Origin of the sequence: Aliikangiella sp. G2MR2-5 (assembly GCF_015687155.1) — a bacterium.
GTDB lineage: Bacteria > Pseudomonadota > Gammaproteobacteria > Enterobacterales > Kangiellaceae > Aliikangiella.
The window spans coordinates 1,153,872-1,170,472 of record NZ_JADPQF010000001.1 but is presented as its reverse complement, the minus strand read 5'-3'; the positions used below and the strand labels follow the sequence as shown (position 1 = coordinate 1,170,472).

The window sequence follows — 16,601 nt, the reverse complement described above, 5'->3', positions numbered from 1 at the left end:
CCATGTATTCAGGCTTAAATTTCAACCTTGGTGAAACTGCAGATATGATCCGCGATACGGTTCGCGCATTTGCAGCAAAGGAAATCGCTCCTATTGCTGAGCGCGTTGATCAGGAAAACGAATTTCCTAATGACCTTTGGCCAAAACTTGGCGAAATGGGTCTGTTAGGTATGACGGTAGAAGAAGAATTCGGCGGGTCCGGACTGGGTTATCTTGAACACGTCGTTGCGATGGAAGAAATAAGCCGCGCTTCTGCGAGTATTGGCCTAAGCTATGGAGCGCATTCAAATCTTTGTCTGAATCAGCTTCGTAAAAATGGTACTCACGAACAAAAAAGTAAATATCTTCCAAAGCTCTGCAGCGGTGAACACATTGGCGCTCTGGCCATGAGTGAGCCTGGCGCAGGTTCTGACGTTGTCGGCATGCGTTTAAAAGCTGAAGATAAAGGCGACCATTTCTTACTTAATGGTAATAAAATGTGGATCACCAATGGTCCTGACGCGAATGTTCTCATTGTATACGCCAAAACCGATCCGCAAGCCGGCTCGCGCGGTATTACCGCTTTTATTATCGAAAAAGAATTTGAAGGCTTTTCAACTGCGCAAAAACTGGACAAACTGGGCATGCGCGGCTCTAACACCTGTGAACTGGTTTTCGATGACTGCATCGTACCTAAGGAAAATGTACTGGGCGAAATTAACGGCGGCGTTGCCGTTTTAATGAGCGGTCTGGACTATGAGCGCGTTGTTTTATCCGGTGGCCCAACCGGTATTATGCAAGCCTGTATGGATATTGTTGTTCCTTATATTCACGAGCGTAAGCAATTTGGTAAAGCCATAGGTGAGTTCCAGTTAATGCAAGGCAAACTGGCAGATATGTACACCACCATGAACGCCTGTAAGTCATACGTGTATAACGTTGCCATGGCATGTGACAGAGGCGAAACAACCCGTAAAGATGCGGCTGGAGTTATCCTCTACTCTGCCGAAAAAGCAACCCAAATGGCGCTTGAAGCGATTCAGTGTCTCGGTGGCAACGGCTACATTAATGAATTTGCTACCGGACGTTTACTCCGCGATGCCAAGCTTTACGAAATTGGCGCCGGTACTTCAGAAGTTCGACGCATGCTGATTGGCCGCGAGTTGTTTAACGAAACCAGATAATTCGTCTATCGCAAGATAAATTAAAGAGCCATTTTAAGAATGGTTCTTTATATTGATTCAAAAGAAGCCGGAGACGATGTTAAATCTGTGCTATCAGGGCTATTATGACGGCACCAGTTTTTGTCTCCTAATCTATTAATAAATATTATCGAAATTGAGGAAATTATTATGTCTCAGGATCCAATTGTAATTGTTGGTATGGCGCGTACTCCAATGGGCGGTTTTATGGGTGAACTTTCTTCACTGAAAACTACCGAGCTGGGCGCGACGGCTATAAAAGCCGCGGTAGAGCGTGCGGGCATTTCAGGCGAAGACGTTGAAGAAGTTATCATGGGCTGCGTACTTCCTGCGGCTTTAGGTCAAGCTCCAGCTCGCCAAGCTGCTTTAAGTGCAGACTTGCCTCTTTCTGCCGGTTGTACCACCATTAACAAAGTTTGCGGCTCCGGCATGAAATCAGTGATGTTAGCAAACGACCTGCTAACAGCAGGGACAAATTCTGTAATGGTAGCCGGTGGTATGGAAAGCATGAGCAATGCACCGCATATGTTACCAAAAGCACGTGTCGGCTATCGTTTTGGTCACGTTCAAGCGCTTGACCACATGGCATTCGACGGATTGGAAGATGCCTACGAAGGTAAAGCTATGGGCGTTTTTGCCGAGTCTTGCGCTGACAGTTATTCTTTCTCTCGTGAGCAACAGGATGAATTTGCTATCACCTCGTTAGCAAGAGCAAAAGAAGCTGTTGAGAATGGCTCTTTCAAAGAGGAAATCGTACCAGTTTCTATCAAATCACGTAAAGGCGATTTGTTGGTTGAAAATGACGAGCAGCCACTGAAAGGTCGTCCAGACAAGATCCCACAATTGCGCCCTGCTTTCAAAAAAGACGGGACAGTTACCGCTGCAAACGCTTCTTCAATTTCTGATGGTGCAGCAGCAGTAGTCCTGATGCGTCAATCAGAAGCTGAGAAACGTGGCTTGAAACCTTTAGCGAAAATTGTCGGACACTCGACTCACGCTCGTAAGCCAGCCGAATTTACTATTGCGCCGGTAACTGCGGTTAAAAATCTACTCGAAAAAGTTGAATGGTCAGTTAATGATGTAGACCTCTTTGAAATTAATGAAGCTTTTGCAGTTGTCACTATGGCAGCGATTAAAGATCTTGAACTGGATCCGGCCAAAGTTAACGTACACGGTGGCGCTTGTGCTTTAGGTCATCCTATCGGAACCAGCGGAACTCGTATTCTGGTTACCTTGATTGCCGCTCTCAAAAAGTATGGCAAGTCAAAAGGTGTTGCATCACTTTGTATCGGCGGTGGTGAAGCAACTGCAATGGCGATTGAACTAATTTAATTTTTGCAATTTTATTAGCTAATTTTTGAAGCCTTTTCTGTAGAGAAGGCTTTTGAAATCAAGCTGAGTATTTATTTTAGAATTTTAAAACACTCTGATATTTTTCAGTAGTGTACGAATCAAAGACTTTAATCAAAGAGAATCATTTATGTTGCTAACCGAAGAACAATCGATGATAAAAGACGCTGCGCATCAATATGTGCAAGAAGTTATCGCGCCTAATGCCGCCGAATGGGATAAAAACAAAACCTTTCCGGCCGAAGCACTTCAAGGTCTGGGTGACCTAGGTTTCTATGGAATGCTGGTGCCTGAAGAGTGGAACGGATGCAACATCGGATATTTTTCTACTGCTTTGGTTCTTGAAGAAATTGCTGCTGGCGATGCGGCCTGCTCAACAGTAATCAGCGTAACCAACTCTGTTGGTTGTATGCCAATTTTAAATTTTGGTAACGACGAACAGAAAGAGAAGTTTTTGAAGCCGCTGGCTGCCGGAGAAAAACTCGCAGCTTTTTGTCTGACCGAGCCTCATGCAGGATCTGATGCTTCTGATCTGAGAACTAAGGCTGTTAAGGATGGTGATAACTATATCATTAATGGCGTTAAACAGTTTATCACTTCAGGTAAACATGCAGACGTAGCCATTGTTTTTGCTGTGACCGATCCTGACGCCGGTAAAAAAGGCATTTCCGCATTTATCGTCCCGACAGATACCAAAGGTTATATTGTAGCTAACATTGAAGAAAAGATGGGGCAGCACGCATCGGATACAGCACAGATTGTTTTTGAAGATTGCGTCATTCCGAAAGAATACCTTTTAGGTAAGGAAGGCGAAGGATACAAGATCGCCCTTTCCGGATTGGAAGGCGGACGAATTGGTATTGCAGCGCAGTGCGTTGGTATCGCCCGCGCTGCTTTGGAAGCAGCAAAGCAATACGCAGAAGAACGAGAAGCTTTCGGTAAGCCGATTCATATGCATCAGGCAATTGGATTTAAGATCGCCGATATGGCAACACAGCTGGAAGCCGCTCGCCTAATGGTTCACAACGCAGCCAGATTGAAAGATGCCGGCAAGCCCTGTTTAAAAGAAGCCTCAATGGCAAAACTTTTTGCATCAGAGGCGGCTGAAAAAATCTGCTCCGATGCCATTCAGGTATTCGGGGGATATGGTTACCTGAGAGACTTCCCTGTCGAGAAATATTATCGAGATGTTCGAATTTGCCAGATTTATGAAGGAACTAGCGAAGTCCAAAAACTGGTTATCAGTCGTTCGGTAATGAATGAGCAATGATTTTTTGCTCTGTTATCGAGGATATATTTCTCCCTTAGTGGCTAAGGAACAAAAAATAATTTCAGTGCTAAAATTTGAGTCTTATGCAAACGTAATACTAAATAGTCGATTGCATTAATACTCTACTAATAAAAATTGTACGGATAAAACTATGCCAGCAATAAAATCAAAGTTAAACGCGCGAAGCGGTGACTTTCAGGCGAACGCAGAACAGATGCAATCACTGGTAGATGACCTGAAAGATAAAATGCAACGTATCGCACAAGGCGGTGGTCAAGAGAGACAAGACAAACATACCAGCCGCGGAAAGCTATTACCAAGAGAAAGGATTCGTCAGCTTTTAGATGTTGGCTCCCCTTTTCTAGAGTTTTCTCAATTTGCTGCCTACGGAATGTATGATGATCAGGTTCCGGCAGCAGGCATTATTACCGGTATAGGCCGAGTTAATGGTCAGGAATGTGTCATTGTCGCTAACGATGCAACAGTAAAAGGCGGGACCTATTTTCCAGAAACGGTAAAAAAACACTTGAGGGCTCAGGAGATCGCGGAACAAAATCATTTGCCTTGTATCTATCTCGTTGATTCCGGCGGTGCGAACTTGCCTCAACAAGATCAGGTTTTTCCGGACCGCGATCATTTCGGACGAATTTTTTTCAATCAAGCGAATCTTTCTTCAAAAGGAATCGCTCAAATTGCGGTGGTTATGGGAAGCTGTACTGCGGGTGGCGCTTATGTTCCGGCAATGGCTGATGAAAGTATCATCGTTAAAGAACAAGGTACTATTTTTCTCGGCGGACCACCCTTGGTAAAAGCTGCAACCGGTGAAGAAGTAAGCGCAGAAGATCTTGGTGGTGCGGATGTTCACTGTAAAATTTCCGGCGTAACGGATCATTACGCACAAGATGATAAGCATGCTTTAGCACTTACACGAAACGTTGTTTCTCGTTTGAACAAAAGTAAACACATGCCCTGGGATATTAAAAAGCCGGTTCAACCGCTTTACCCGAAAGAGGAAATTTACGGCATTATTCCAACTGACTCGCGAAAGCCCTTTGATATTCGTGAAATTATCGCGCGCGTTGTCGACGGTAGTGAGTTTGACGAATTCAAACCTCTTTACGGCAACACACTAGTTTGTGGATTTGCTAGAATTTGGGGTTACCCTGTCGGCATTATCGCTAATAACGGTATCCTCTTTTCTGAATCAGCACTAAAAGGCGCACACTTTATTGAGCTTTGCTGTCAGCGAAATATCCCGCTGGTATTTCTGCAGAATATCACCGGATTTATGGTTGGTCGCAAATATGAAAATTCAGGTATCGCTAAAAACGGCGCCAAAATGGTAACCGCTGTGGCTTGTGCAAAGGTTCCTAAATTTACGGTAATTGTTGGCGGAAGTTTTGGCGCAGGAAACTATGGAATGTGTGGACGCGCCTATAGTCCGCGTTTTCTCTGGATGTGGCCAAATGCACGAATTTCGGTAATGGGTGGAGAACAGGCTGCAAATGTTCTGGCTCAGGTTAAAAGAGATAATTTTGATCGTAAAGGCGTCGAATGGTCTGCTGAAGATGAAGCAAAGTTTAAAGCTCCCATTCAAGAGATGTATGAGACTCAGGGTCACCCCTACTACGCCAGTGCCAGACTTTGGGATGATGGCATTATCGATCCGGCTGATACGCGTCAGGTTCTGGGGCTTGGACTTTCATCGACCTTAAATGCTCCGGTTGAAGAAACCAGGTTTGGCGTATTTAGAATGTAGCTTTCAAGTAATAAGTAATAAGTAATAAAAAGATAATGATTCCAATAACACATGCTAAATGAGTGCATTGTGTTTTTGTAGAAAATATCAGGACAAAAGATATGTCAGAAGCAAATTTATTAGTCGAAAAAAATAGCAATGGTATAGCAACCATTACCATGAATCGAGCAGAACTTCACAATGCTTTTGATGACAAGCTGATAGCTGAATTAGTCAAAACTATCCAAAAAGTTGACTCGGATAAAGAGATCAGAGTGATTGTGTTAGCCGCTAAAGGAAAAAGTTTTTCTGCTGGCGCTGATTTGAACTGGATGAAAAAAATGGCCGGTTATAGCTGGGAGCAAAATTATCAGGATTCACTACAGCTTGCCAGCTTGATGCAAACCCTGCACGATTGTAGTAAAACAACTGTTGCTCTGGTTCAAGGCGCGGCTTTCGGCGGTGGTGTCGGTTTAGTTGCCTGCTGTGATATAGCGCTGGCGAGCGAAAAAGCACAGTTTTGTTTATCTGAAGTAAAACTTGGGTTAATTCCCGCGGTTATTTCACCCTATGTAGTAAAAGCAATCGGCGAACGAAATGCAAAACGTTACTTTGCAACAGCAGAACGCTTTAACGCCGAAGAAGCGAAACACATGGGCCTGATTCATACAATTTACTCGTTGGAAGACTTCGAGCAGAAATGTCAGTCATTTTTATCCGGGCTAATTGCCAATGGACCGAATGCTGTCTATCAAGCAAAAAAGCTGATTAATTTTGTTCATAACCAACCGATTAACGAAGATCTTATTCGGGAAACCGCACAGAGAATTGCGGATATTCGAGCTTCACAGGAAGGCCGTGAAGGAATTACAGCATTCCTTGAAAAGCGTCCTGCTAACTGGAAAGGTCTGGACCTGTAACTCGCTGAGAAAATTATCGAATTTTAGGATAAGAATCGAATTATTAGGAATAAAAAAATGGCTCAAATGAGTATACATAAGCTACTAATTGCAAATCGTGGAGAAATTGCCTGTCGTGTCATCAGAACAGCGCAAAGAATGGGTATCGAATGTGTCGCAGTTTATTCGGACGCAGATAAAGATGCGCAGCATGTAAAGTTAGCCGATGAAGCCTGGCATATTGGTGGATCTGCGGCGAAGGATAGCTACCTTAAAGTCGATACGATTATTAATATTGCCAAAAAGTCCGGCGCTAACGCAGTTCATCCCGGTTACGGCTTTCTATCCGAGAACGCTGATTTTTGTCGCAAATGTAGCGAAAATAACATCATTTTTGTTGGCCCTCCGGTTTCAGCGATTGAGGCAATGGGCTCAAAGAGTGAAGCCAAATCGATTATGGCTGACGCTGGAGTGCCATTGGTACAAGGGTATCATGGTGATGACCAGTCGGCAGACTTGTTACAGCAGGAAGCGGATAAAATAGGTTACCCTCTTCTCATCAAAGCTACAGCAGGCGGCGGCGGTAAGGGTATGCGCGTTGTCGAAAGTAGCGAGCAGTTCATAGAGTCGCTTGAATCCTGTAAGCGTGAAGCTATTTCGTCATTTGGTGATGACAAAGTTCTCATAGAAAAATATCTAACTAAACCTCGCCATGTTGAAATACAGGTTTTTGCAGATTCTCATGGAAACGCTGTTCATCTGTTTGAAAGAGATTGCAGTGTACAGCGTCGTCATCAAAAAGTAATTGAAGAAGCTCCTGCTCCAGGGCTTAGCGAAGATACTCGTGAAGCTATGGGACAAGTTGCTATTACTGCCGCAAAAGCAATTGGTTACACTGGTGCAGGTACGGTTGAGTTTTTGTACGACGAAGATGGCTCTTTCTATTTTATGGAAATGAATACCCGCCTTCAAGTTGAGCACCCGGTAACAGAAATGATCACAGGTCTCGACCTGGTTGAATGGCAGATTGTTGTCGCCAATGGTCTTACACTACCACTATCGCAGGACCAGTTGGAAATCAATGGCCACGCATTTGAAGCTCGAATTTATGCAGAAGATCCAACTAATGACTTCTTACCTGCTACAGGTAAAATCAATTATATGGGCTTGCCTGTAACTAATGCTAATGTTCGAGTTGATTCAGGTATCGTTTCCGGCGACACAGTCAGCGTTTATTACGATCCGATGATCGCGAAACTGATCGTATGGGATTCAGATAGAAACAGCGCTCTCGCCCGTCTGCGTGGTGCTTTGAGTGACTTCCACGTTGCAGGTTTAACAACCAATATCGAATTTTTACATCAACTAGCAAGTAATGATGATTTTATTCAGGCCGATCTGGATACTCATTTCCTCGATAAGCATGGTGAAGAGCTAACCACCAGTGATCCAAGCCTTAGCGACGATATTATTGCCGCAGCTACTTTATACGTTATGATAAAACAGTCTTCACAAAACACTTTTGATGAAGCCGATCCCTACTCTCCATGGAATGAAAGTAGCGGCTGGCGACTAAATGAAGACAATCACCATATCGTTGAGCTTGTATTCCAGGGACAACATTACTTAATCACCGCTCACTTTAGAAACGGTCATTTTTTGCTTGAATTAGATGGGAAGGAATTAAAGGTTTGCGGCGAGTTAAAAGGCAATAAACTTCAACTCGATCTTGATGGACATAAATCAACTGTTTCTTTAGCTGAGCAGGAAAATGGTTTAGTTCTATTTAAAAACGCTCGTTCCTGGGAAATCGAAATCAAGGACAACTCACTGGTGAATCTGGATTCAGATTCTCAAGCGAACCTAACCGCTCCAATGCCTGGCACTGTAATTGATGTTTTGGTTAGTAAGGGCGATAGCGTTGAAGAAGGACAAGCGCTCATCGTGATGGAAGCAATGAAAATGGAACACACTATCAAAGCTCATAAAGATACAGTAATTGCTGAAGTCCTCTATCAAGTCGGAGATCTGGTCGACGAAGGCGCTGAATTAATTGCGTTTGAAGAAGAATAATTGGTGTAATAAATCTATAAAAGGCTTCGGAATTATGACTGAACAGGTGAAAATAATTGAAGTTGGAGTACGTGACGGGTTACAGAATGAAGCTACCCCGGTTCCGACTGAAGTTAAACTAGAGTTAATTAATCGTTTAGCCGCGAGCGGACTTAAGTCGATTGAAGCGACCAGTTTTGTTTCGCCCAAATGGGTTCCACAAATGGCGGATCATAAGGAAGTCCTGGAACAACTACCTAAAAATAGCGATATAAGCTTTCCGGTACTCACGCCCAATATGAAAGGCTTCGAAAATGCTGTTGCCGCAGGTGCTAAGGAAGTTGCTGTATTTGCGGCCGCTTCAGAAAGCTTCTCACAAAAAAACATTAATTGTTCCATCGACGAAAGCATTGAACGCTTTAAACCCATTTTTGAAAAAGCCCAGTCATTAGGAATACGTGTTCGTGGTTATGTATCTTGTGTACTTGGCTGCCCTTATGAAGGCGAAATTGAGGTTAACAAAGTCGCCAAAGTTGCTCAAAAGCTCTATGAATCAGGTAGCTATGAAATATCTCTAGGAGACACGGTCGGCGTCGGCACCCCTGGAAAAACTAAAAGTTTGATCGAATCTATCAAAAATTTGATTCCAATAAATCATCTCGCAGTTCATTTTCACGATACATATGGTCAGGCTTTAGCTAATATATACGCCGCACTGGAAATGGGCGTGCGTAGTATTGATTCATCTGTTGCCGGTCTTGGAGGCTGTCCTTATGCAAAAGGCGCATCAGGTAATGTCGCAACAGAAGATGTCGTTTATATGCTTAACGGGCTTGGCATGAATAGTGGTATCGATTTGAATAAATTGGTAGCGGCTGGAGATTATATTAGTAACTTTTTGAAACGAACAAACAATTCTAAAGTTGCAAATGCCTTGCTGGCGCAAAATAAAAACTAAGAGCTCAGCTCGACAAGCGTGTAATCAATTTTAAATATTAACACAATCTTTTTAATCAAAAGAACAATATAGAGGAGTATCTTATGGCCGGCTTTAACAAGGTCGTCTCAAGTTACGAAGAGGCAATGCAAGGACTCGAAGACGGCATGACCGTAATTGCCGGAGGCTTTGGACTGTGTGGAATTCCTGAAGGACTCATTGCACAAATAAAAAAGATGCAAACAAGAGAACTGACTTTCGTTTCAAATAACTGTGGCGTTGATGATTTCGGTTTAGGTCTGCTCTTACAAGACAAGCAGATTAAGAAAATGATTTCCTCTTATGTTGGCGAAAATGCGGAATTTGAAAGACAATTTCTTTCAGGTGAACTTGAAGTTGAATTAACTCCTCAAGGTACTTTAGCGGAGAAAATGCGCGCCGGTGGAGCAGGAATTCCTGCTTTCTACACTGCAACCGGTTACGGGACGCCTGTAGCAGAAGGTAAAGAATCGAGGGAATTTAATGGTCGTCATTATATTCTCGAAGAATCTATAACTGGTGATTTCGCAATCATTCGAGCATGGAAGGCAGACAAAACAGGTAATCTTGTTTATCGCGATACAGCAATGAATTTTAACCCTATGGCTGCTACAGCAGGAAAAATTACGGTTGTTGAAGTTGAAGAGATTGTGGAAGTCGGTGAGTTAAAGCCAACCGAAATCCATACTCCTGGTATCTACGTTGATAGAGTCATTCAAGGCAGTTTTGAAAAACGCATTGAAAGACTAACTCTGGCTAAATCATAAGGAGAATAACAATGGCTTTAACTAGAGAACAAATTGCAAAGCGTGTCGCTCAAGAGTTAAAAGATGGTTATTATGTTAATCTTGGCATCGGTATTCCAACGCTCGTCGCCAACTATGTGCCTGACGGAATTGAAGTTATGCTACAGTCTGAAAACGGTTTGCTTGGGATGGGCCCCTATCCAACTGAGGACCAGGTTGATGCGGATATGATTAATGCAGGCAAAGAAACTGTTACCGCCATAAAAGGCGCATCAATTTTTTCCTCAGCCGAAAGTTTTGCAATGATTCGAGGAGGTCATGTCGACTTAACTGTCCTTGGCGCTTTTGAAGTAGATCAGCAAGGAAATATTGCCTCTTATATGATCCCAGGTAAATTAGTAAAAGGAATGGGTGGCGCTATGGATCTAGTTGCCGGCGCGCAAAACATTGTCGTTACTATGACTCATGCGGACAAACATGGTAATTCAAAGTTATTAGAGAGTTGTACTCTTCCGTTGACTGGTGTTGATTGTATTAGGAAAGTCGTTACAGATCTGGCAGTGATGGAAATCAGAAATGGCGCATTTTATTTGATAGAAAGAGCACCGGGAGTTTCAGTGGATGAGATCAAGGAAAAAACTGCTGGAAACTTGATTATAGAAGGCGATATTCCCGAAATGGAATTCTGATATAATAAACCAATATTTATATTTTCTAGTTAAGGCGCGTAAAGCGCCTTATTTTTTACTAACAATCCCTGAACATTTGGAACGACAGGAAAACGCTCATAAGTTAAATTTTTCTTTAAGTATTTATTAAAGTGATATAATTAAATAGAAGGCTTTAAATTTTCCTCGTAAAGCCCAGTTTTGGTCATAGTATTTAGATGTTGCCGTATTTATCAACCAATTGCCCATTTCCCCCCGTAGATAAAGCGTTGGAAGATCCAAACGGTTTGTTGGCGGCTGGAGCTGATCTATCCCCTCCTCGTTTAATAGATGCATACAGAAATGGAATCTTCCCCTGGTATTCTGAAGGAGAGCCTATTCTCTGGTGGTCACCGAATCCTAGAACCGTGTTTGACATCGACAGTTTTAAAGTTAAAAAAAGTGTTAAGCAAACTCTCAAGCGAAAACTACCAATCATTACAGTCAACCAGGATTTCGACCAGGTTATAAGGCGTTGTTCGCTTCCACGGAGCGATGACAACGGTACCTGGATTACCGACGAAATGATTGAAGCCTACTCATTGCTTCACCAGTTAGGGTACGCTCATTCGCTCGAAGTATGGATAGACAAGCAGCTAGTCGGAGGGATTTACGGAGTTGCTTTCAATGGCGTGTTTTGTGGCGAATCGATGTTTAGCGAGATCTCCAATGGCTCTAAAATCGCCCTTTCTTGCCTGATCAAGTATCTCTGGCAATTTGATTACAAACTTATCGACTGTCAGGTTGAAAATCCGCACCTGACCAGTCTGGGTGCAATCAACATTCCAAGAGAGCAATACTTAAAAATACTTCAACAAAAAAATCCGCACGCTTCACAACAAATGATATGGAGAACACAAAATCTGGACTGGGCTCAACTAATCTTCAATGATAAGACTTGCTCAAAACTATAAGTAGGTTCGAGTTAACTGGATAAGCTGCTACAAAGCCGCTATTATTTTATTGGTTCGAGCAAATTTTCATTAAGCGAGATATGACCAGTCCAATAAATCCTTCACAATTAAGCTTCTTTATTACACCGCCACATGACTGCCCATATCTCATTGAGCAAAAATCCCAGACAATTTTTCTTTCTCCGGAAATTCATGCAGATACTTTGCTTTACACAGCTCTAATTAATCAGGGATTTCGTCGTAGTGGTGAGCACATTTATAGACCACAGTGCAATAATTGCCAGGCATGCATTTCTGTTCGTATTCCGGTAGATCACTACTCTTACTCCAGAAGTGAAAAAAGAATTTTAAAAAAAGCAGGAAAGTTTAATATATCCGTCGAGCCTGCAAAATTTGATCAGAAGCATTACTTACTGTTTGATCAATACATCAGCGCTCGCCATCGTGATGGTGACATGTTCCCTACCAGCCCACAGCAGTTTAAAGAATTTTTGCTCAGTGACTGGTTAGAAACCAATCACCTTAACTTCATAGATATACAAACCGGTAAACTTTCTGCCTGTTGTGTATTTGACACGGTCAACGACGGACTATCAGCCGTCTACACATACTTCGATGTCTCACTGGAATCCTACAGTCTAGGCAAGTTAGCTATCTTGAAACTGATCGAAAGAGCAAAGCAACTGAAGCTCCCCTATGTTTATCTCGGCTATTGGATAAAAGAATGCAGCAAAATGTCCTATAAAGGTAAATATCGCCCTCTAGAGTGTTTTGTTAAAAATCGATGGGTGGAAATCAGCTAAAATCAGAAATTTGCTTTGATTATTGCTTAAATTTAAGGCATCATAACGCGCGTTTTTATCATTCAACAGATTAAAGAGAGTATGGCTAAAGAAGATTGTATTGAATTAGAAGGTACGGTTCTAGAAACCTTACCAAATACTATGTTCCGAGTGGAGCTAGAAAATGGTCACGTAGTTACCGCACACATTTCAGGAAAAATGCGAAAAAACTACATCAGGATTCTAACTGGGGACAAAGTTACTGTCGAAATGACACCTTATGACTTAACTAAAGGTCGTATTACGTTCAGAGCCAGATAACTCCTTTGCGCTGTTTTGATTTGCGCCAAGTTAATTACAGAATAAATTTAGTAATAAAAAGCAGGCATTAAGCCTGCTTTTTATTACTTAGAAACTTTCCTTTAAATACAAAAGCCCCCTTGAATTGTTTAACTTTTAATCACTATCTCTTGTTTTTTCGATATCTGAAAAGTTAACTTCTCTGCATCCTTGTCAAAACCAACAACAACTTGCCCACCATTTGCCAGACGACCGAAGAGCAACTCTTCTGCTAGTTCTTTCTTAATCTTCTCACGCATAACTCTGGCCATAGGACGTGCTCCCATCGTGGCATCAAAGCCCTGTTCAGCTAACCAATGTCTCGCATCTTGAGTTACCTCCAGAGACACGCCTTTCTTATCCAGCTGGCTTTGAAGCTCAACGATAAACTTGTCTACGACCGAACATATGACATTCATGTCCAGAGACTTAAACCAAACAATCGCATCAAGTCTATTTCTAAACTCTGGACTAAACACTCGATTAATCACATCAAGATTGTCCTGAGTGTTATCCTGCTTTTTAAAACCAATGCTCGGGCGGGCAATTTCAGCGGCACCTGCATTGGTAGTCATGACCAGTATTACATTTCTAAAGTCTGCTTTTCGCCCATTGTTATCGGTAAGAGTACCGTGATCCATAACCTGCAATAACAGGTTATACACATCGTTATGAGCTTTTTCGATTTCATCCAAAAGGACAACCGAATAAGGGTGTTTGGTTACAGCTTCAGTTAATAACCCGCCCTGATCATAGCCAACATATCCTGGAGGAGCACCAATCAAACGAGACACCGTGTGAGCTTCCATATACTCGGACATATCAAAGCGAATGAATTCTATTCCCATGATTTGAGCAAGCTGTTTTGTCACTTCTGTTTTACCAACACCTGTTGGCCCGGCAAACAGGAAACTACCAATAGGTTTATCTTCTAACCCAAGACCAGAACGTGAAAGCTTTATTGCATTTGCTAGCGTCTCTATTGCCTGATCCTGACCAAATACAACCATTTTTAGATTGCGTTCCAGGTTTTCCAGAGATTTTTTATCTGAGGTAGAAACCGTCTTTGCTGGAATTTTTGCCATTTTGGCAATAATGCTTTCGATATCTTTCACTGATATTCTGTTGTCTCTTTCCTGAGAGTCCACTAATTGGCGATTAGCACCAGCCTCATCGATTACATCGATAGCTTTATCTGGTAAATGACGATCGTTTATATAACGAGCAGACAGCTCGGCTGCAGACTGCAATGCTGCCTCAGAATAGGAAACGCCATGATGCTTTTCATAACGACTTTTTAATCCTTTCAGAATATCAATTGTATCCCTGACGCTTGGTTCCTCAATATCGACTTTCTGGAACCTACGAGCTAAAGCTCGGTCTTTTTCAAAAATACCGCGATATTCCTGGAATGTGGTGGATCCCATGCACTTAAGTTCACCATTTGCCAACATTGGCTTAATAAGATTTGAAGCATCCATCACACCGCCAGAAGCACTTCCAGCACCAATAATGGTATGGATCTCATCGATGAACAGTACCGCGTGTTCCTGCGCTTTTAATTCTGCGAGGACAGCCTTTAACCTTTTCTCAAAATCTCCTCTGTACTTTGTACCGGCAAGCAGAGCTCCGAGGTCTAGTGAATATACATGACAATCTTTTATAACATTTGGTACTTCTTCATCAACAATACGTTTTGCTAATCCTTCCGCGATTGCCGTTTTACCAACACCAGCTTCGCCAACAAATAGAGGGTTGTTTTTGCGACGTCGGGACAAAATCTGAATGGTTCTTTCTAACTCCAGATCGCGACCAATGAGGGGATCAATCTTTCCATCCTTTGCCATTTGGTTTAGATGAACCGTATAGGCTTCTAGTGCCGTGGGCTGTTTAGTTGTCTGTTCTTCCCCGGGATTATCAAACTCCGGACCTTCATGCTCGCCTTCCTCTCCTGGAATTTTTGAAATACCATGGGAGATATAGTTGACGATGTCCAGCCTTGAAATATCTTGCTGTTGGAGGAAATAGACAGCCTGACTTTCCTGTTCACTGAATATAGCGACCAGAATATTAGCTCCAGTAACCTCTTTTTTACCAGATGATTGAACATGGAAAACAGCACGCTGTAAAACTCTCTGAAATCCCAGTGTCGGCTGAGTATCAACCTCGCCAACATCTTCAGGTAGTATGTGACTGGTTTCTTCTATGAAATTGGCCAGCTGGCGGTGTAACACTTCAATATCAGCGCCACAAGCTCTAAGTACAGTAACTGCATGAGCATTATCGAGTAGAGCTAAAAGGAGGTGTTCTACTGTCATGTATTCATGACGTTTTTCGCGAGCATCGGTAAATGCCAGGTTAAGGGTTAACTCTAAATCTTTACTTAACATCGTGGTCACACCTTATTTACTACTGGTTGAACAAATTGCCGAACAATCCTTACTGTTAAACTCTCCATCATTCCTCCTCCATTGTACACATTAGAGGATGATCATGTGCTCTGGAAAAATCATTCACCTGAGCAACTTTAGTTTCTGCAATTTCGGCGGTATAGATACCAGCAACCCCTTGTCCTTCGTAATGGACTTGCAACATTACCTTTGTCGCCGCCTCTGTGGATTTGTGGAAAAACTTTCTCAGTACCTGAACCACAAAATCCATCGGTGTATAGTCATCATTTAACAACAATACTTTATACATTCGCGGTTGTTTAATTTCCGGTTTAGCTTCGGCGACCGCAACGCCATGTTCTTTATCGCGAGTATTCTCGTCGCTCATATCTTAATTCTAGTCAAAGGTTTGAAAAATGCCTCATTTATAAAAAAAGCTTTGGAATAACAGCCTTTCTATTATTATCGGCGCGTATCTCTATTCTATGAGACATGTATGGGGTCATACCAGACTTTTTTCAATACCAAATCTCAAGTACAAATTGTTGCTTATAAAACTTCGCTATTAGGGTTGACATTAATTAGGTTTTATGAGATTCATTGAACCGCTCTTAATCGGGTAGTAACAGTTGAAGTAAGAGGATGATTGAGTCGATGGCTTCTTCATTCTGATAATGGCATCTGTTTAGCCGGTTGTTTATCACTGAGTAAGGGAATTAAGAGGAGTATAAAATGGCGACAGGCACAGTTAAGTGGTTCAATAACGCAAAAGGCTATGGCTTTATCCGTCCTGATAATGGTGGGGATGACATCTTCGCTCATTATTCAACCATAGAGATGGATGGCTACAAAAGCCTTAAAGCGGGACAAGAAGTATCCTTCGAAACTTGTGAAGGTCCCAAAGGATTACATGCACAAGCGATTTCTCCAGTAAATTCAATTTTGGACGAATCGGAAAGCTAGAAACGATAGGCCTGCAGTTTAGGCTCTGTTTCGCACCTGTAATTCACTTATTGCGATGTCTCGCAATTTTCGTGTTCGACCCCAAAAAGTACGACTCTCTTCTATCACTAATCGCTATACCGCTCCAGCTAGTTTTCATGTTGCTACGCACAAATTAGAAACCTGATTCTGCCAAGCTTTATACTGAGCTAATTCCGCACAGGTTGATAAAGCTGTTGCTGATTTCATTTATTTTTGAGGAGATCTAATGGATTAGTCCAATAGGAAGCTTTGTCATTAACTAATATTCATTCC

General features: G+C 42.4%; 15 protein-coding genes. 13 read left to right on the top strand and 2 right to left on the bottom strand.

Annotation, left to right across the window (positions count from 1 at the left end; translation table 11 throughout):
- The first annotated feature begins 2 nt into the window (after positions 1 to 2).
- The 12 genes from IYN84_RS04720 to infA all read left to right on the top strand — a co-directional run bounded on the left by IYN84_RS04720 (position 3) and on the right by infA (position 12,936).
- Positions 3 to 1,163 carry an isovaleryl-CoA dehydrogenase gene (locus tag IYN84_RS04720; RefSeq protein ID WP_196138005.1) on the top strand — a complete coding sequence of 387 codons (1,161 nt, stop codon included), beginning with the start codon at positions 3 to 5 and terminating at the stop codon, positions 1,161 to 1,163.
- A gap of 168 nt (positions 1,164 to 1,331) precedes the next feature.
- Entirely contained in the window at positions 1,332 to 2,513 is a 1,182-nt protein-coding gene (locus tag IYN84_RS04715; protein WP_196138004.1) for an acetyl-CoA C-acyltransferase, read from the top strand.
- A 148-nt stretch (positions 2,514 to 2,661) separates the two neighbouring features.
- On the top strand, positions 2,662 to 3,801 hold the full coding sequence (locus tag IYN84_RS04710; protein WP_196138003.1) for an acyl-CoA dehydrogenase: 1,140 nt from the start codon (positions 2,662 to 2,664) through the stop codon (positions 3,799 to 3,801).
- Positions 3,802 to 3,952: 151 nt separating this feature from the next.
- A complete protein-coding gene (locus IYN84_RS04705; RefSeq protein WP_196138002.1) occupies positions 3,953 to 5,560 on the top strand; it encodes a carboxyl transferase domain-containing protein in 1,608 nt (535 codons plus the stop codon).
- Between the two features lie 101 nt (positions 5,561 to 5,661).
- Positions 5,662 to 6,459, top strand: coding sequence for an enoyl-CoA hydratase/isomerase family protein (locus IYN84_RS04700; protein ID WP_196138001.1), 798 nt, complete (start codon positions 5,662 to 5,664; stop codon positions 6,457 to 6,459).
- Positions 6,460 to 6,516: 57 nt separating this feature from the next.
- A complete protein-coding gene (locus IYN84_RS04695) occupies positions 6,517 to 8,511 on the top strand; it encodes an acetyl/propionyl/methylcrotonyl-CoA carboxylase subunit alpha (RefSeq protein WP_210330293.1) in 1,995 nt (664 codons plus the stop codon).
- A gap of 34 nt (positions 8,512 to 8,545) precedes the next feature.
- The gene (locus IYN84_RS04690) at positions 8,546 to 9,448 is read left to right on the top strand and encodes a hydroxymethylglutaryl-CoA lyase (RefSeq protein WP_196138000.1); all 903 of its coding nucleotides are present in this window, start codon (positions 8,546 to 8,548) and stop codon (positions 9,446 to 9,448) included.
- Positions 9,449 to 9,531: 83 nt separating this feature from the next.
- Positions 9,532 to 10,233, top strand: coding sequence for a CoA transferase subunit A (locus IYN84_RS04685; protein ID WP_196137999.1), 702 nt, complete (start codon positions 9,532 to 9,534; stop codon positions 10,231 to 10,233).
- 11 nt (positions 10,234 to 10,244) lie between these two features.
- Complete coding sequence (locus IYN84_RS04680; protein ID WP_196137998.1) at positions 10,245 to 10,901, top strand: CoA transferase subunit B; 657 nt, start codon at positions 10,245 to 10,247, stop codon at positions 10,899 to 10,901.
- A gap of 197 nt (positions 10,902 to 11,098) precedes the next feature.
- Complete coding sequence (aat, locus tag IYN84_RS04675) at positions 11,099 to 11,833, top strand: leucyl/phenylalanyl-tRNA--protein transferase (RefSeq protein ID WP_196137997.1); 735 nt, start codon at positions 11,099 to 11,101, stop codon at positions 11,831 to 11,833.
- 80 nt (positions 11,834 to 11,913) lie between these two features.
- Positions 11,914 to 12,636 (top strand): arginyltransferase, encoded by a 723-nt coding sequence (locus tag IYN84_RS04670; protein ID WP_196137996.1) that lies wholly within the window; start codon positions 11,914 to 11,916, stop codon positions 12,634 to 12,636.
- 81 nt (positions 12,637 to 12,717) lie between these two features.
- Positions 12,718 to 12,936 (top strand): translation initiation factor IF-1, encoded by a 219-nt coding sequence (infA, locus tag IYN84_RS04665; protein WP_196137995.1) that lies wholly within the window; start codon positions 12,718 to 12,720, stop codon positions 12,934 to 12,936.
- A 128-nt stretch (positions 12,937 to 13,064) separates the two neighbouring features.
- On the opposite strand, the gene clpA is transcribed toward infA, so the two are convergent.
- Together clpA and clpS are read right to left on the bottom strand one after the other, a co-directional pair.
- The gene (gene clpA / locus IYN84_RS04660; protein WP_196137994.1) at positions 13,065 to 15,344 is read right to left on the bottom strand and encodes an ATP-dependent Clp protease ATP-binding subunit ClpA; all 2,280 of its coding nucleotides are present in this window, start codon (positions 15,342 to 15,344) and stop codon (positions 13,065 to 13,067) included.
- Positions 15,345 to 15,411: 67 nt separating this feature from the next.
- Positions 15,412 to 15,732: an ATP-dependent Clp protease adapter ClpS gene (gene clpS, locus IYN84_RS04655; RefSeq protein WP_196137993.1), complete on the bottom strand. Its 321-nt coding sequence runs from the start codon at positions 15,730 to 15,732 to the stop codon at positions 15,412 to 15,414.
- 344 nt (positions 15,733 to 16,076) lie between these two features.
- Between clpS and cspD the strand changes: the two genes are divergently transcribed.
- On the top strand, positions 16,077 to 16,307 hold the full coding sequence (cspD, locus tag IYN84_RS04650; RefSeq protein WP_196137992.1) for a cold shock domain-containing protein CspD: 231 nt from the start codon (positions 16,077 to 16,079) through the stop codon (positions 16,305 to 16,307).
- Positions 16,308 to 16,601: the final 294 nt, after the last annotated feature.

Excerpts from the sequence above, each read along its gene's own strand:
- clpS (WP_196137993.1), bottom strand. The coding sequence starts at position 15,732 with ATGAGCGACGAGAATACTCGCGATAAAGAACATGGCGTTGCGGTCGCC.
- IYN84_RS04710 (WP_196138003.1), top strand. The coding sequence starts at position 2,662 with ATGTTGCTAACCGAAGAACAATCGATGATAAAAGACGCTGCGCATCAA.
- IYN84_RS04715 (WP_196138004.1), top strand. The coding sequence starts at position 1,332 with ATGTCTCAGGATCCAATTGTAATTGTTGGTATGGCGCGTACTCCAATG.
- infA (WP_196137995.1), top strand. The coding sequence starts at position 12,718 with ATGGCTAAAGAAGATTGTATTGAATTAGAAGGTACGGTTCTAGAAACC.
- IYN84_RS04680 (WP_196137998.1), top strand. The coding sequence starts at position 10,245 with ATGGCTTTAACTAGAGAACAAATTGCAAAGCGTGTCGCTCAAGAGTTA.
- IYN84_RS04695 (WP_210330293.1), top strand. The coding sequence starts at position 6,517 with ATGGCTCAAATGAGTATACATAAGCTACTAATTGCAAATCGTGGAGAA.
- IYN84_RS04705 (WP_196138002.1), top strand. The coding sequence starts at position 3,953 with ATGCCAGCAATAAAATCAAAGTTAAACGCGCGAAGCGGTGACTTTCAG.
- aat (WP_196137997.1), top strand. The coding sequence starts at position 11,099 with ATGTTGCCGTATTTATCAACCAATTGCCCATTTCCCCCCGTAGATAAA.
- cspD (WP_196137992.1), top strand. The coding sequence starts at position 16,077 with ATGGCGACAGGCACAGTTAAGTGGTTCAATAACGCAAAAGGCTATGGC.
- IYN84_RS04670 (WP_196137996.1), top strand. The coding sequence starts at position 11,914 with ATGACCAGTCCAATAAATCCTTCACAATTAAGCTTCTTTATTACACCG.
- IYN84_RS04690 (WP_196138000.1), top strand. The coding sequence starts at position 8,546 with ATGACTGAACAGGTGAAAATAATTGAAGTTGGAGTACGTGACGGGTTA.
- IYN84_RS04685 (WP_196137999.1), top strand. The coding sequence starts at position 9,532 with ATGGCCGGCTTTAACAAGGTCGTCTCAAGTTACGAAGAGGCAATGCAA.
- clpA (WP_196137994.1), bottom strand. The coding sequence starts at position 15,344 with ATGTTAAGTAAAGATTTAGAGTTAACCCTTAACCTGGCATTTACCGAT.
- IYN84_RS04720 (WP_196138005.1), top strand. The coding sequence starts at position 3 with ATGTATTCAGGCTTAAATTTCAACCTTGGTGAAACTGCAGATATGATC.
- IYN84_RS04700 (WP_196138001.1), top strand. The coding sequence starts at position 5,662 with ATGTCAGAAGCAAATTTATTAGTCGAAAAAAATAGCAATGGTATAGCA.